Annotated in this window: 10 protein-coding genes; 4 read left to right on the top strand and 6 right to left on the bottom strand. The window is 69.4% G+C overall.

Annotation, left to right across the window (positions count from 1 at the left end; genetic code table 11):
* Window positions 1–148: 148 nt before the first annotated feature.
* Window positions 149–1,327, bottom strand: coding sequence for a cytochrome P450 (locus ABZV40_RS34700; protein ID WP_355451398.1), 1,179 nt, complete (start codon window positions 1,325–1,327; stop codon window positions 149–151).
* Window positions 1,328–1,535: 208 nt separating this feature from the next.
* On the opposite strand from ABZV40_RS34700, the gene ABZV40_RS34695 reads away from it, so the two are divergent.
* Both ABZV40_RS34695 and ABZV40_RS34690 read left to right on the top strand, forming a co-directional pair.
* A complete protein-coding gene (locus ABZV40_RS34695; RefSeq protein ID WP_355451395.1) occupies window positions 1,536–4,334 on the top strand; it encodes a glycoside hydrolase family 95-like protein in 2,799 nt (932 codons plus the stop codon).
* Window positions 4,331–6,319: an NPCBM/NEW2 domain-containing protein gene (locus ABZV40_RS34690; RefSeq protein ID WP_355451392.1), complete on the top strand. Its 1,989-nt coding sequence runs from the start codon at window positions 4,331–4,333 to the stop codon at window positions 6,317–6,319. Before ABZV40_RS34695 ends, ABZV40_RS34690 begins: the two co-directional genes overlap by 4 nt.
* Here ABZV40_RS34690 and ABZV40_RS34685 read toward each other — a convergent pair.
* Window positions 6,273–7,598 carry an amino acid permease gene (locus tag ABZV40_RS34685; RefSeq protein ID WP_355451389.1) on the bottom strand — a complete coding sequence of 442 codons (1,326 nt, stop codon included), beginning with the start codon at window positions 7,596–7,598 and terminating at the stop codon, window positions 6,273–6,275. The genes ABZV40_RS34690 and ABZV40_RS34685 overlap by 47 nt on opposite strands.
* 120 nt (window positions 7,599–7,718) lie before the next feature.
* On the opposite strand from ABZV40_RS34685, the gene ABZV40_RS34680 reads away from it, so the two are divergent.
* Window positions 7,719–8,180 (top strand): hypothetical protein, encoded by a 462-nt coding sequence (locus ABZV40_RS34680; protein WP_355451386.1) that lies wholly within the window; start codon window positions 7,719–7,721, stop codon window positions 8,178–8,180.
* 584 nt (window positions 8,181–8,764) lie between these two features.
* Here ABZV40_RS34680 and ABZV40_RS34675 read toward each other — a convergent pair.
* The 4 genes from ABZV40_RS34675 to gabT form a co-directional block, all read right to left on the bottom strand.
* A complete protein-coding gene (locus ABZV40_RS34675; RefSeq protein ID WP_355451413.1) occupies window positions 8,765–9,880 on the bottom strand; it encodes a glycoside hydrolase family 88 protein in 1,116 nt (371 codons plus the stop codon).
* A 92-nt stretch (window positions 9,881–9,972) separates the two neighbouring features.
* Entirely contained in the window at window positions 9,973–10,935 is a 963-nt protein-coding gene (locus ABZV40_RS34670; protein ID WP_355451382.1) for a LacI family DNA-binding transcriptional regulator, read from the bottom strand.
* A gap of 99 nt (window positions 10,936–11,034) precedes the next feature.
* Window positions 11,035–12,345, bottom strand: a complete 1,311-nt coding sequence (locus ABZV40_RS34665) for an aldehyde dehydrogenase family protein (protein ID WP_355451379.1) — start codon at window positions 12,343–12,345, stop codon at window positions 11,035–11,037.
* Entirely contained in the window at window positions 12,342–13,670 is a 1,329-nt protein-coding gene (gabT, locus tag ABZV40_RS34660; protein ID WP_355451410.1) for a 4-aminobutyrate--2-oxoglutarate transaminase, read from the bottom strand. The genes ABZV40_RS34665 and gabT overlap by 4 nt, the downstream gene beginning before the upstream one ends.
* Window positions 13,671–13,706: 36 nt before the next feature.
* Here gabT and ABZV40_RS34655 point away from each other — a divergent pair, with 36 nt between their 5' ends.
* Window positions 13,707–14,978: a PucR family transcriptional regulator gene (locus tag ABZV40_RS34655; protein ID WP_355451376.1), complete on the top strand. Its 1,272-nt coding sequence runs from the start codon at window positions 13,707–13,709 to the stop codon at window positions 14,976–14,978.
* Window positions 14,979–14,993 lie beyond the last annotated feature (15 nt).

The raw sequence follows: 14,993 nt of genomic DNA, 5'->3' as shown, positions 1-14,993 counted from the left end.
CCGGCCCGGCTTTTGCTGGGGGGGGGGGGGTGGGGCGCCCCCGGGTGGTTTTTTTTGGGGCCCTCCAGCCACCTGGGGCGTTTGACGCCCCCCTTCATCGACCGCGACGCGCGGCAGCACCACTCGGCATCGACAGGGGGTGCTCAGGTCACCAGGCGACCAGCATCTCCAGCGGTCCGCGCATCGCCATGCCGGTCCGCCACCGCACGTCGCTCGCCAGTCGCAGTCCGGGGAACCGCGTGAGGATCGCCGTGAGCGCGATCTGGACGTCCATTCGTGCCAGTTGCGCGCCGATGCAGTGGTGCGGTCCGTGCCCGAACGTCAGGTGCCCCTTGGCGTCGCGCGTCACGTCGAACCGGTCGGGGTCGGGGTAGCGGCGCGGGTCGCGGTTGGCGGCGTGCTTGGCGAGCAGCACGGGCTCGCCCGCCTTCACGGTGCCGCCGCTCAGCTCCACGTCCTCCAGCGCGTACCTGGGCAGGATGTCGGAGATCTCCTGCGCCGGGATCCAGCGCAGCAGCTCCTCCACGGCACCCGGCATCAGGCCGGGATCAGCGCGCAGCAGCTCGGCCTGGTCGGGGAACCGCAGCAGCGTGTACACCGAGTTGGCGATGTGGGCGGCGGTCGAGTCGTAGCCTGCGCCGAGCAGCAGCACCGTGAGCTGCACCAGTTCCTCGGCGGTGAGCCGGTCGCCCTCCTCCTGCGCCACCACCAGTGCGCTGATGAGGTCGTCTTCGGGGTGCTCACGCCGTTGCCCGGCGAGCCCGGCGAGGTAGCCGGCCAGTTCGCCCAGGCGGGCCATCTTCTCGTCGTCGGCCATCGCGGTGATCGACATGAACGCGGCGGCCAGGTCCTGGAAGTGGTCGCGGTCCTCGTACGGCACGCCGAGCAGGTCGCAGATCATCAGTCCTGGCAACGGAACCGCGTACGCCGTCACGAGGTCGGCGGGCGGCCCGGCCTTCTCCAGGTCGTCCAGCAGCTCGTCGGCGAGCCGTTCGGCGTTGGCGCGCAACTGTTCCACGCGGCGCACGGTGAACGCGTGGGCGAGCAGGCGGCGCAACCGGGTGTGGTCGGGCGGGTCGAGGTCGGTGAGGATCGCGCCCATCCGCTGCGGACCCATCCTCGGGGTGTCCCGCACGGCCGCCTCGGCGAGGCTGAACCTCGGGTCGCCGAGCGCTGACCGGACGTCGTCGTATCTCGTGAGCAGCCAGCCCTCTTCGCCGTACGGGAGTTTGACGCGGGCGAGCGGTTCGGAGTCCCGCAGCCTGCCGTACATCGGGTCGAGCTCGAGGCCGTTCACCGGACCGAACGGGTAGGAACGCGCGATCATGGGCATCCTCCAGGCTCCACGGCAGAGGCCATCATGCGCGCCGGCACCGCGTGATCACTACCGTGCCGTCTTGAATCGCCACCTGCGGTAAGCGGTTTCATCCGATGCCTGACTGGTCTTGACCGTCTCCGAGGGCCGTCCTAGGCTTCGAGCGTAGGTACACCTCCGATCTTTGGTTGCCGCCGCCGCGGACCTTGAAAGGTGTTCTGTGGAGCTGTCGCGGCGCGGGTTGCTCGGTGGAGTGGTGGCGGGGGCGGCGCTCACGGCGTTGCCGGTCAAGGCGAACGCCGATCCGGAATGCACCACGAGGATCGACTGGGAGAGGTTCCTCGGTGAGCAGGACCTGGTGTGGCAGCGGATCCCGCGCGCCTGGTACGAGGGCCCGTTCCTGGGCAACGGTTTCCTGGCCACCGCCGTCTACCGCGAGCCGGGCGCGAACGCCGTCCGGTTCACCGTCGACCACGCGAAGGTGCAGGACCACCGGCCGCAGTTCGGCAACGAGTGGGGTGTGGCGCGGCTGCCGGTCGGACGCGTGCTGCTCACACCGGTCGGCAGGATCACGGGTGTCGACCTCCGGCTCGACCTGTGGAACGCCGAGCTGCGCGGCAAGATCGTCACGGACCGGGGCGAGCTGGCGGTCCGGACGTTCGTGCACGCCGAGAAATCGTTGCTGCACCTGGAAGTCCGGCCGTCGAACGGGGAACGCGACGCGAAGCTGGAGTTCCAGGCGCTCGACGCGCTGAGCCCGCGGATCATCCGCGAGCCGCCGCCCGCGACGTTCCCGCTCAACCCGAAGCCCGTGACCCAGACCGAGAACGGGCTCACGCTCGTCACCCAGGAGATGGTCGCGGGCGGCCAGACGGCCACCGCGTACCGGGTCGGCAAGCTGCGCGGCCGCACGGAACTCATGCTGTCGGTCGACCACTCGTTCCCGGCCCGCACCGCCGAGGCGACGGTCAGGCAGACGATCACCACGGCGTCGCCGCCGGAGGTGCTCCGGTACCAGCACCGGCAGTGGTGGCACCGCTTCTACCGCAAGAGCTTCGTGTCGCTGCCGGACGCGTTGCTGCAGAGCTTCTACTGGATCCAGCTGTACAAGCTCGGGTCCGGTGCCCGCGCGGAGGCCCCGATCATGCCCACCACCGGGCCGTGGCTGGAGCCGACGCCGTGGCCGTCGGTGTGGTTCAACCTCAACGCCCAGCTGGAGTACTGGGCCGTGCTCGCGTCCAACCACCTCGAACTCGACCCGATCCCGCGGACGATCTCGCAGAACCAGCAGATCCTGATCGACGCGCTGCGGCCGGAGTTCCGCGCGGACTCCATGGGGTTGCGGCGCAGCACCGACCCCACGTTCCAGGACGCCGGGTTCGTCGGCTCGCCGCTGCACCCCTCGCCGGACCCGGAAATCGGAAACCTGCCGTGGTTGCTGCACAACGCGTGGCTGCACTACCGGCACACCATGGACGAACGGATCCTCAGGGACACCGTCTTCCCGGTGCTGCGCAGATCCACCAACTACTACCTGCACTTCCTGCGCAAGGGCGACGACGGCAAGCTGCACCTGCTGCCCAGCTACTCGCCCGAGTACGGCGTCGCGCCCGATTGCAACTTCGACCTCGCGCTGCTGCGCTGGTCGTGCCGCACGCTGATCGAGTCGGCCGAGTTGCTCAGGATCGACGACCCGCTGGCACCGAAGTGGCGCGAGGTGCTCGACCAGCTCGTCGACTACCCGACCGACGCGGGCGGGTTCATGATCGGAGCCGGGGTGCCGTTCGCCAAGTCCCACCGGCACTACTCGCACCTGCTCGCCGTTTATCCGCTGTACGAGGTGAACTGGGAGCAGCCGGAGCACCGCGACCTCATCGACCGCTCGCTGAAGCACTGGCTGAGCTTCGAGGGGGCGTTGCGCGGCTTCACCTTCACCGGCGCGGCCTCGATCGCGGCCGGGATGACCCGCGGCGACGAGGCGCTGGGGTACCTGCGCGAGTTCGTCGCCCGGTTCGCCCAGCCCAACACGATGTACTTCGAGGCGGGCCCGGTGATCGAGACGCCGTTGAGCGCCGCGAAGTCGTTGCAGGACATGCTGGTCCAGAGCTGGGGTGGGCTGATCCGGATCTTCCCGGCGGTGCCCGCGGCCTGGCAGGACGTCACGGTCCACGACACCCGCACCGAGGGCGCGTTCCTGGTGAGCGCGGTCCGGCGGGGCGGCAGGACGCGGTTCGTGCGCGTGCGCAGCGAAGCCGGCCGGTCGTGCCGCGTCCGCACCGGCATCGAAGGACGCGTCGAGGTGCGCGGGTGCAGCCGGTGGAGCGTGCGCGACGGCGTGGTCGAGCTGGAGCTGCGGCCCGGCCAGGAGGCGTTGATCCACGCTCGCGGTGAGCGCGACTTCACGATCGCGCCGGTGCGGATCAGCGAGCCGGGCAGGCGGTGGGGCCTGCCCGCGCTGCCGCCTGGGGGCAGCGCGGTCCCGGTGGACATCAGCGCGGCGTTCGACAACGACGGCCTGTCCAACGAGTTCACCAGCCGCGACGGCGACTTCGACGGCCTCGGCAACACCTATCCGGCCGCGCAGCTGCCGCAGACCGGGTCGGTGACCGACGACGGCATCCCGTTCGAGTTCCACAACGGTGACGAGGCCAGCAAGAACAACGTCGTCGCGGCCGGGCAGACGCTCGCGGTCCCGGCAGGCAGGTACGTGAAGCTGCACCTGCTCGCGGCCGCGGACACGAACAACGTCGAGGCGGACGGCTCGCTGACCTGTGCCGACGGCCGGGCGCCCGTCCGGTTCCAGGTGACGGCGTGGCAGCAGCGGCCGCAGTTCGGCGAGTCGGAACCCGTTGCCACGACGCTGATGCACACGCCGTCCGGTCCTGTGCAGAAGCAGGTGTCGATCTTCCACCAGACGGTTCCGCTCGACCCCGCCAAGGAGCTCTCCGCCGTCACCCTGCCCAAGACGAGCGGGCCGCGCCTGCACGTCTTCGCGATCACCCTGGAGAAGCCGAAGTGAGAGCACTGCTCACCGCGCTGGCGCTCGTCGCGGCGTCCGCGGTCGTTCCCGCACCAGCCGTCGCTGCAGATCCGGTGTTGGCGCTCACGCCGCCGATGGGGTTCAACAACTGGAACACCACCGGCTGCGACATCAACGAGCAGATGATCCGCGACATGGCGGACATCTTCGTGTCCAAGGGGTTGAAGGACGCGGGCTACCAGTACGTGAACGTCGACGACTGCTGGGCCGACGCCACCCGCGACCCGGCGACCGGGCGGATGCGCAACCACCCGACCCGGTTCCCCAGCGGCATGAAGGCGCTGGCGGACTACATCCACGCCCGCGGCCTCAAGTTCGGCATCTACACCAGCGCGGGCACGCAGACGTGCGCGAAGACGATGCCCGGTGCGCTGGACCACGAGGAGCTCGACGCGCAGACGTTCGCGGACTGGGGTGTCGACTACCTCAAGTACGACAACTGCAACAACGAGGGCCGTCCCGCCCTGGAGCGCTACACGAAGATGCGGGACGCGCTGCGCAGGACCGGCCGGCCGATCGTCTACTCGATCTGCGAATGGGGTCAGAACAAGCCGTGGGAATGGGGCAAGGACGTCGGAAACCTGTGGCGCACCACGGGTGACATCAACGACACGTGGTCCAAGACGGTCGAGATCCTCAAGCTGAACGCGCCGTTGGACGCCTACGCCGGTCCTGGCCACTGGAACGACCCGGACATGCTGGAGGTCGGCAACGGTCGTCAGTCCACTGTGGAGTACCAGAGCCACTTCGCGCTGTGGTCGATCATGGCGGCGCCGCTGCTGATCGGTGCGGACCTGCGCAAGGTCTCGGCGGAGCACCTCGACATCCTGCGCAACAAGGAGATCATCGCGATCGACCAGGACAGGCTCGGCGTCCAGGGCAAGGTGATCGCGCAGAAGGACGGGCACTGGGTGTTCGTCAAGCCGTTGGCCAACGGCGACAAGGCGGTGGCGCTGTTCAACGAGTCCGAGGTGAACGCCACCATCTCCACTTCGGCACGCGACGCCGGGCTGCCGCGCAGCGTCGGCTACACCGTGCGGGACCTGTGGCAGCACAAGGACTTCCAGTCGGCCGGCACCATCTCGGCCGCCCTGCCGCCGCACGGCACCGCGATCTTCCGGGTGAAGGCCTCGCAGGACTGGTACCGGCACGAGCCCGCGATCGACACGTCGCTGGACGTCGCGCAGCGGTACGAGGGGATTCCGAGCACGATCACCCCGGCCGGTGAGCCGTTCGTCGCGACCGTGACGGCGACCAACCAGGCGCCGATTCCCGTGCTGAACGCCTCCACGACGTTCACGGCGCCCGCGGGCTGGCAGGTCGAGCAGCTCTCGTCCGAACGCGCGCCGGTGCTGCTGACCTCGCAGTCGGTGCAGAGCAGGTGGAAGGTGACACCTCCGGCCGGTGCGGCGCCGGGAGCGCACGTGCTGAACGGGTCGCTGCGCGTGACGTGGGTCGGGCACGGCCGGCTGACGAAACCGGTGACCTCGCCGGTGCTGGTGCCCGTCGCGCCGCCGTCCGGTGCCTCGCTGTGGGCGAGCGACGTCACGTTCACCACCGAACGCAGCGGCTACGGACCGGTCGAGCGCGACAGGTCCAACGGCGGCTACCTCGGCGGTGACGGCAAGACGCTGACCATCAACGGCAAGACCTACGAGAAGGGGCTCGGCGCGCACGCCAACGCCGAGCTGATCCTCTACGTGGGCGGGCGCTGCACCTCGTTCACGTCCGACGTCGGCATCGACGACGAGCGCGACGTCAACCAGCAGGGCTCGGCGATCTTCGAGCTCTGGGCGGACGGCACCCGCGTGGCGTCCAGCGGCCTGCGCACCTGGAAGGACGACGCGGTGACGATCTCGGGATCGTTGGTGGGAGCCGAGTTCCTGCGGCTCGTCCTCAACGACGGCGGTGACGGCGTCAGGTACGACCGCGGAGACTTCGCCGGCGCAAAGCTGACCTGCTGAGCCCGATCGCGGCGACGACGGCGACGAGCACGCCCGTGGACAGGATCTGCCCGCGGGCCTGCTCGTCGTTGAGCATCAGCACCATGACCGCCGCGATGCCGGCCAGCGCGAGCCAGGACAGGTACGGATGGCCCCACATCGGGACCGTCGGGTTCGCGACGGTGCGGCGGAGCCTGATCTGGGAGACGGCGATGAACGCCCAGACGACGAGGAGCGCGGAGCCGACCGCGTTGAGCAGCAACAGGAAGACGGTGTCCGGCCAGAGGTAGTTGAGGACGACGGAGAAGAACCCGAACGCGACGCTGGCCAGCACGGCGTTCCGGGGGACGCCGTTCTGCTTGGTGAGGAGGGCTTTCGGGGCCTCGCCGCGTTCGGCCAGGGAGCAGAGCATGCGGGCGGCGCCGTAGAGGGTGGCGTTGATGGCGCTCAGCAGGGCCACGAAGATGACCACGTTCATGATCTGACCCGCCGCCGGGATGCCCAGGCGGTTCAGCACCGCCACGTACGGGCTCGCGCCCACCTCGGAGTCGTTCCACGGCAGCAGGGTGACCACCACGGCCATGGAACCCAGGTAGAAGACGAGCAGCCTGGTCATCGAGGTGCGCACCGCCCTGCCGATCGCGTGCTTCGGGTCTTCCGCGTCGGCGGCGGCGATCGTGACGACCTCCAGGCCGCCGAAGGCGAACACCACTGCCACGAAGCCGGCGATCACCCCGGACCAGCCGTTCGGCAGGAAGTGCCGGAGGTTCTGGACTCCCGGCGAGTCGACGCCCGGGACCAGGCCTGCGACGGCAGCCGCGCCGAGGCCGAGGAAGAGGACGATCGCGGCCACCTTGAGGCCCGCGAACCAGAACTCGAACTCGCCGAAGTTGCGGACGTCGGTGAGGTTCACGGCGGTCAGCGCGGACATGAAGATCAGCACCCAGGCCCATTGGGGGACGGCGGGGAGCCAGCCCGCGGCGATCTTCGCGGCGCCCGTGGCTTCGACCGCCAGCACCACGCCGACCGTTGCCCAGTACAGCCAGCCGACCGTGAAACCGGCCCACGGGCCGATCGCTTTTTCGGCGTGCACGGAGAAGGCACCGCCGCTCGGGTGTTCCGCGGCCATTTCCCCGAGCATGCGCATGACGAGCAGCGCCAGAAAACCGGCGAGGCCGAATGAGACGAGCACGGCCGGGCCGGCCAGCGCTATGCCCGCGCCTGTGCCCACGAAGAGCCCCGCGCCGATCACACCGCCCAGCGCGATCATGGTCAGGTGCCGTTGTTGCAGGTGAGTCACGCTCTCCAGCCCCGTTCAAGTGTGCCGATGGCGGGCCGATAGTGAGTTCATGGCAGTGGAGAGTCAAATCGTGTGATCAGGGTTACATCACGCTGAAAGCGATAGTGAGGGGTGAGATCCATGAGCTCGCCTAAAGGAGTACTGCCGCAGCTCGACACGTTTTCCGATGCTCTTGAACGTTACGCGGACTGGGGGTGGTTGGTGTTGCGGTCGGAGAACCGGCTGCTGCTGACCACTGATCACCAGGTTTCCGCGGTGGAGATGGCGGCCGGGATCGGTGGGGAGGTGCAGCACTACCTGTCGGTCCGGATGCTGGCCGGGCCTGTCGTGGTGCTGCCCGGGCGGTGGCTCTTCCTCACCGAGTCGGCTGACGAGGCGTCGCAGGTCAACCTGATCCGGTTGCGGGCTCGGGGCGCGCTGACGCATCGGCTGGGGACGTTGGTGCCGTTGCCGCCCTCGCGCATTGACCGTGCCGTGGTTCGGTGGTCGGGGAACGGGCCTGCGCAGAGGCCGTTCCTGCCGCCGTTTTCGGCTGTGGTGGCGGCTTTGCGCGCGGTCACGGAGACTGCTGGGCTGAGGTGACCGGTGCGTTGTGGCGAGTCCTGTCCAGAGCTTCCGCTGGATTCGCCGTACGGGCTGTCCGGGCGGTGTTCGAAGGCGTCGGATTCGTACAGGTGATCTGCCCATTCCCGGGCTGTTCGCGTCACCTGGGAATCGGGGGAGAGAGGTTCCACGCCGTGCTCGGCGACCGGGTCGGTGGCCACGGCGATCACGTTGAGCATCGTTCGCATGACTGGCCTTGCGCCCTGGATGAGGTAGTCAAGGTAACCCGTTCGGAGCAAATGCCGTCGTCTCGATAGGCGGAGCGTAGGCGTTGCGTGGCCCAAGGGTGTGACACGCATCGCGCAGCAGGGGGTGTGGCGGGGGTCACCCCTACGACTCCCCTGCGTTGGTGAGTGATACCCCGGTTGCGTTGCAAATTCACTCCACAGGACGCCGTCGGGGCTCTACCTTTGTGATGTCAGCCACGACGGAAGGAGCTGGGAGATGGAGCGCCACGAAATTCTCGCGGACGAGGACGGCCACATTCGCGGGTACGACTAGGAAGCACTCCACACCTGCCGCGCGAGGGAGTCACCCGAAGAGACTCCCTCGCGGCTGGAGTGTTACCGGCCGGTTCGGGCGAGCTGTTCGTTCATGATTAGGAAAGCGCCCAGGCCGTGGAAGTCGTTCGTGTTTCGCGCACGGCCGTAGTAGTAATCGGCGTCACCGACGTTGGTGCCTTCGGAGATGTCCTTGATGTTGGTCAGGCCGTCCGAGCCGACGGAGACCTTGGCGAGGACGCCCTGGTAGCCCTTGTTCGCCACGGCCTGGTAGGACGCGTCGAGGTAGCCGCGTTCCACGCCGCGCGAGAGCATGAAGGTGTACATCGCCGACGCTGAGGTCTCGGTCCAGTTCTTCGGGTTCGAGCACTTGTCGACGATCTGGCACCAGCGGCCCGTCGCCGGGTCCTGGAAGCGGGCGTAGCCGGTGGCGAGGTGCTTGACGATGTTGATGAGGTCGGCCCTGCCGGGGTGGTCGGCGGGCAGGATCTCCAGCAGGTCGATCGCGGTCATGCCGAACCAGCCGATGGCGCGTGCCCAGTGTTCCGACGAGTGCTTGCCGGGGTTCTTCGCCCACGACTCCGAGCCGTCCGCGTCGTAGGCGTGCCAGAGCAGGCCGTCGTCCGACCTGAGGTGGGCGAAGTAGGTCTTCATGTTGCGTACGGCCTCGTCGTAGCCGTACGGCTGGTTGTAGGCCTTGGCGTACATGGCGATGAACGGTTGTGCCATGTAGACGCCGTCAGCCCACAGCTGGCCGACCTTGCTGGTGGCGTGGAACATGCCGCCGTCGGACGTGCGCGGGTACGAGGTGAAGCGGGCGCGGAGCTTGTCCGCGGCCTTCTTGTACTTCGCCTGGCCCGTCTCCTGGTTCAGGATGATGAACAGGGTGGCCGAGCGCATCGAGTCCAGGTTGTTGAAGCTGTTGTCGATGCTGCCGTCGTCCTTCACGAAGCGGTCCACCCAGGCCTTGATGTAGTCCAGGTACTTCTTGTCGCCCGTGCGCTTGTAGACGAGGTATTGGCCGTACAGGTACAGGCCGCGGGTGTAGCCCCACCCGCCGAGCTTGTCCGGGGTGAAGCGTTTCATGGTCGAGTCGACCACCGCTTTCGACCAGTCCGACGGCGGTGCGGCGGCGGTCGCGTTCGCCGGGGCGATCAGTGCCAGCGACACGGCGAGAATGCCGAGGAAACGTGCTGTCCTCACTACGTGCTCCTCCTACTTGCCCATGGCGGCGGAGGCGAGGATGAGCATCCCCTGTGGTTTGGACCACGTCAAGCGGACATCGGATGTATGCGGGTGCTTGCGCGGAACACGAGCTTTGTCGGGAGTTCGCGGCTTTCGGCCTCGGCGCCGTCGAGCCGGGCGAGCAGGAGGTCCACGGCGACCTCGCCGGCCTTCTCGGTCGGCATGGCGACCGTGGTGAGGGCGGGGGAGCACATGGCGGCGTAGAGGATGTCGTCGAAGCCGGTCACGCTGATCTGCTGCGGCACCTTGACCTCGTGCGCGGCCAGGTAGCTCAGGACACCCAGCGCCATCAGGTCGTTGTAGGCGATGAACGCGGTCGCGCCGGTCTTCAGGGCCTGTTCCGCCGCGGCGAGGCCGCCGGCGAAGTTCGGCTCGAACGGGCCCAGCACCGGTGCGCGGCCCTTCAGGCCCTGCAGCCTGCGGTTGTGCGACCACGACAGCGCCGGGCCGCCGAGGTAGACGTACTCCCTGTGGCCCAACGACTCCAGGTGCGTGACGACCTGGTCCATGCCGGACGCGCTGTCCATCAGCACCGATGAGACGCCCGGCACGGTGCGGTTGATCAGCACCAGCGGGGTCAGCTCGGCCAGTTCGGCGATCACGTCGTCGGACTGCAGCGGCGAGCACAGCACCACGCCGTCGACCTGGGCCGCCATCGCGCGCACGAGCTCGGCCTCGGTCTCCGGGTTCTCCCTGCTGTCGCAGAAGAACACCGAGGCGCTCGCCTCGCCCGCGCGGGTCTGCACGCCGCGCAGCACGGCGGGGTAGAACGGGTTCTCCAGGTCGGGCACGACGATGCCGAGGTTCCCGGTCCTGCCGGTGATCAGGCTGCGCGCGGCGCGGTTGGGCTGGTAGCCCAGCCCGGCCACGACGTCGAGGACCCGTTGCCGGGTGGCCTCCTTCACCAGGCCCGGCGCGCTCAGCGCGCGCGAGACCGTCGAGACGGAGACCTGAGCCTGGCGAGCGACATCCCTGATGGTGACGGCCACCGGAGCATCATCGCAGTCAAGGTCGAGATAGACCCATTCATCGGATCTCTGCCGGCCGTCGTGGGCCTGACGGGACGCCGCCAGACCCACGACGTGGGGTCAGAGCTCCAGTCCGGTCAGCACCAGCACGCGGGGTTCCGTCAGGTCCTCCATGGCCGCGCGGAGTCCCTCGCGGCCGATGCCGGACTCCTTCACACCGCCGTACGGCATCTGGTCGGCGCGGTAGCTCGGCACATCGCCGATGATCACGCCGCCGACCTGGAGTCGTTGCGCGGCGCGGAAAGCCAGCCGCACGTCGGTGGTGAACAGGCCCGCCTGCAGGCCGTAGCGGGAGGCGTTCACGCGGTCGAAGGCCTCCTCGACGGAGTCCACCCTCGTCAGCGTCACGACCGGGCCGAACACCTCCTCGGCGCTCACCTTCGCGTCCTCCGGCACGTCGGTCAGCACGGTGGGCGCGTAGGTGCGGCCGTCACGGGTGCCGCCGGTGAGGACGGTCGCCGAGGACTCGTTCACCCACGCCTCAACGCGTTCGGCCGCGGCGTCGCTGATCAAGGGGCCGACGTCGCCCGCCACGTCGAGCTTGTTCACGTGCTGCACGATCGCTTCGGAGAGCGCGTCGTAGATGTCGGTGTGGACGTAGACGCGCTGCACCGAGATGCACGACTGGCCCGCCTGGTACATCGCGAACGTGGCGATGCGCTGCGCGGCGAACTCGACGTCCTGCCAGTCGGGGGCGACGATCGCGGCCGCGTTGCCGCCGAGCTCCAGCGTGACGTGCTTGCGCGGCACGCGTTCCTTGATGCCCCAGCCGACCGGGCCGGAACCGGTGAACGACACCACCGGCAGCCGCGGGTCCTCGACCAGCCGCGCGGTGTCCTCATTGGACAGGTGCAGGACGGACCACGCGCCGTCGGGCAGGTCGGTCTCGGCCAGCAGCTCGCCGAGCAGGAACGCGACCTTCGGGGTGGCGGGCGCGGGCTTGAGCACGATCGGCGCGCCGACCGCGAGTGCCGGGGCGACCTTGTGCGCCACCAGGTTCAGCGGGAAGTTGAACGGCGCGATGCCCAGCACCGGCCCGCGCGGCACCCGGCGCACCAGCGCGAGGCGGCCCTCGGCGGACGGGTCGGTGTCGAGGCGCTGCAGCTCGCCGGAGAACCGGCGCGCCTCCTCCGCGGCCCAGCGGAACGTGGAGATCGCGCGGGTCACCTCGACGCGCGCCCACTTCAGCGGCTTGCCCGAGTCGTCGTTGATGGCCTGTGCGAACTCCTCGGCGCGCTCGGCCAGGCGCCGCGAGACGTGGTCCAGGGCGGCGGCACGGCGGTGCGCGGGCAGCGCGGCGAACTCGGGTGCGACGGCGGACGCCTTGGCGACGGCGTTCTCGACGTCTTCGGGGGTGTGGAAGTCGATCATGCGAGCAGAGCTCCTTCGAGCACGTCGAGACCTTCGGCGAGCAGGTCGTCCGGGATGACCAACGGGGGCAGCAGGCGGATCACGTTGCCGTAGGTGCCGCACGTCAGCACGACGACACCCTGGTCGTGGCACGCCTTCGCCACGCGGGCGGCGACTTCGGGCGTGCGTTCGGTGAACTCGATGGCGATCATCGCACCACGGCCGCGGATCTCCGCGATGATGTCGGTCTTCTCCGCGACGGCCTTGAGCCTGCCGACCACGGTCTCCTCGATGCGGCGGGCCTGGGCGTTGAGGTCGCGCTCGCGCATCGTGCGGATGGCACCCAACGCAGCAGCACACGCCACGGGGTTGCCGCCGTAGGTGCCGCCCAATCCGCCGACGTGCACGGCGTCCATGATCTCGGCACGACCCGTGACGGCGGCGAGCGGCAGCCCGCCCGCGATGCCCTTCGCCGTGGTGATCAGGTCCGGCACCACGCCCTCGTGGTCGGAGGCGAACCATTCGCCGGTGCGGCAGAAACCGGTCTGGATCTCGTCGGCGACGAACAGCACGCCGCGTTCACGGCACCACTGCGCGACCGCGGGCAGGAAGCCGGGAGCGGGCGCGATGAAGCCGCCCTCGCCCTGGATCGGCTCGATCACCACGGCGGCCGTGTTGTCCGCGCCAACCTGCTTCTCGATCGCGGCAACGGCCTTCGCGGCCGCTTCGGCACCGGTCAGACCGTCGTGCAGCGGGTAGGACGCCGGCACCCGGTACACCTCGGGCGCGAACGGCCCGAACCGGTGCTTGTACGGCATGTTCTTGGCGGTCAGCGCCATCGTGAGGTTCGTGCGGCCGTGGTAGCCGTGGTCGAACACCACCACGGCCTGCCTGCCGGTGACGTGCCGCGCGATCTTGACCGCGTTCTCCACGGCCTCCGCGCCGGAGTTGAACAGCACCGACCGCTTCTCGTGGTCGCCGGGCGTGAGCCGGTTCAGCTCCTCGCACACCTCCACGTAGCCCTCGTACGGCGTGATCATGAAACAGGTGTGGCTGAACCTGTCGATCTGCGTGTGCACCGCCTCGGCCACCGCGGGCGCCGGGTTGCCGACGTTCGTGACGGCGATGCCGGAGCCGAGGTCGATGAGCTGGTTGCCGTCGACGTCGACCAGCAGGCCGTCGTCGGCCGACTCGACGTAGACGGGCAGGGTGCTGCCGACACCCGAGGCGACGGCTGCTTTTCGCCGCGCCTGGAGTTCCAGCGATTTCGGGCCGGGGATCGGGGTGCGCAGTCGGGTCATGCGCTCAGCATGGGCCTGGTCAACGGTGCTCGCAGTGTCAGAAATGGCCAACGGTGTGGGGTTGGTTGTACAAATTGGCGCATGCCCATCACGCTGCAGGAACTCGCCCGCTCGCTGGGGTTGCCGGTGCTGGCCGGGGACCTGTCGAAGCCGGTGGCGTGGGTGCACGGCACGGAGCTGGCGGACCCCACGCCGTTCCTGGAGGGTGGCGAGCTGCTGCTGACGACCGGTCTCGCCACGATCGGCCCGGACTACGTCGACCGGCTCGTCCGCGCCGGGGTCGTCGGGCTCGGCTTCGGCACCGGGCTGAGCCACGACGCGGTGCCCGCGGCGCTGGTGGAGACGGCGGCGCGCACCGGGCTGGGGCTCGTCGAGGTGCCGCGTGACGTGCCGTTCATCGCCATCAGCAAGGCCGTGTCCAAGGCCGTGGCCGCCGACGAGTACGCGGCCCTCGCCCGCATCAGCGAAGCCCAGCGCGCCCTGACCCGTGCCGCTGTCCGCACGGGCGTCGCCGGCGTGGTGCGCAAGCTCGGCCAGTGGATCGACGGCTGGATCGTGCTGCTCGACGCGACCGGCCGTCCCGTCCACACGCACAACCCGCGCGTGGCTCCCGACCTCACCGCCGAGGCCGCCAGGCTCCGCACGGCGGGCGGCCTGGCCAGCGCGGCGTTCGAGATCGCCGGGAGGCACGTGTTCCTGCAGGTGCTGGGCAGCCGGGCCAGGGGAGTGCTGGCCGTCGGCACGTCCGAACCGCTCGACGCCGACATCGGCATCGTCAACACCGCGGCGTCGCTGCTGACCCTCGCGCTCGCCCAGAACGACGCCGTCGACGCCGCGCAGCGCGAGGTGCGCTCGGCCCAGTTCCGGTTGCTGCTCGCCGGGCTCCCGGTCGACGGCCTGCCCGAGCGGTTCCGGGTGTCGCTCGTGGACGAACCGCCGGACGCCGACGTCTTCTGGGCCGAGCACGAGAAGGACATCGTGGTGCTGTCCGAGGAACCAGACGGGTTCAGCTCGTCCGAAGTGGACCGCAGCGGGGTCGCCAGAGGACTCGCCGAGGCCCGGCAGGCGCGCAGGGCGGGCATCCGCCGGTGGGAGGACCTCGCCGGAAAGCTGGAGATCCCGGCCGGGTTCGCGGAAGCGCTGCTGCGGCCGCTCGACGCCGAAACCAGGGAGACGCTGAAGGTCTGGCTGGCCCACCACGGCGCCTGGGACCCCGCCGCCGCGGAGCTCGGCGTGCACCGGCACACGTTGCGCAACCGCGTCCGCAAGGCCGAGCAGGCTTTGCAGCGCTCGCTGGACTCGCCGGGCCTGCGCGCGGAACTGTGGCTAGCCCTCAACCGCGAAGGTCAGTGAACGCGCGGAGTCTGT

Source organism: Lentzea sp. NPDC004782 (assembly GCF_040609115.1).
Taxonomy (GTDB): domain Bacteria; phylum Actinomycetota; class Actinomycetes; order Mycobacteriales; family Pseudonocardiaceae; genus Lentzea.
The sequence above is the reverse complement of the archived record's forward strand: the minus strand, read 5'-3'. Positions and strand labels throughout refer to the sequence as shown.

Bases quoted from the DNA above. Each gene is read 5' to 3' on its own strand.
- ABZV40_RS34700 (WP_355451398.1), bottom strand. From the start codon at position 1,327: ATGATCGCGCGTTCCTACCCGTTCGGTCCGGTGAACGGCCTCGAGCTC.
- ABZV40_RS34680 (WP_355451386.1), top strand. From the start codon at position 7,719: ATGAGCTCGCCTAAAGGAGTACTGCCGCAGCTCGACACGTTTTCCGAT.
- ABZV40_RS34665 (WP_355451379.1), bottom strand. From the start codon at position 12,345: ATGATCGACTTCCACACCCCCGAAGACGTCGAGAACGCCGTCGCCAAG.
- ABZV40_RS34655 (WP_355451376.1), top strand. From the start codon at position 13,707: ATGCCCATCACGCTGCAGGAACTCGCCCGCTCGCTGGGGTTGCCGGTG.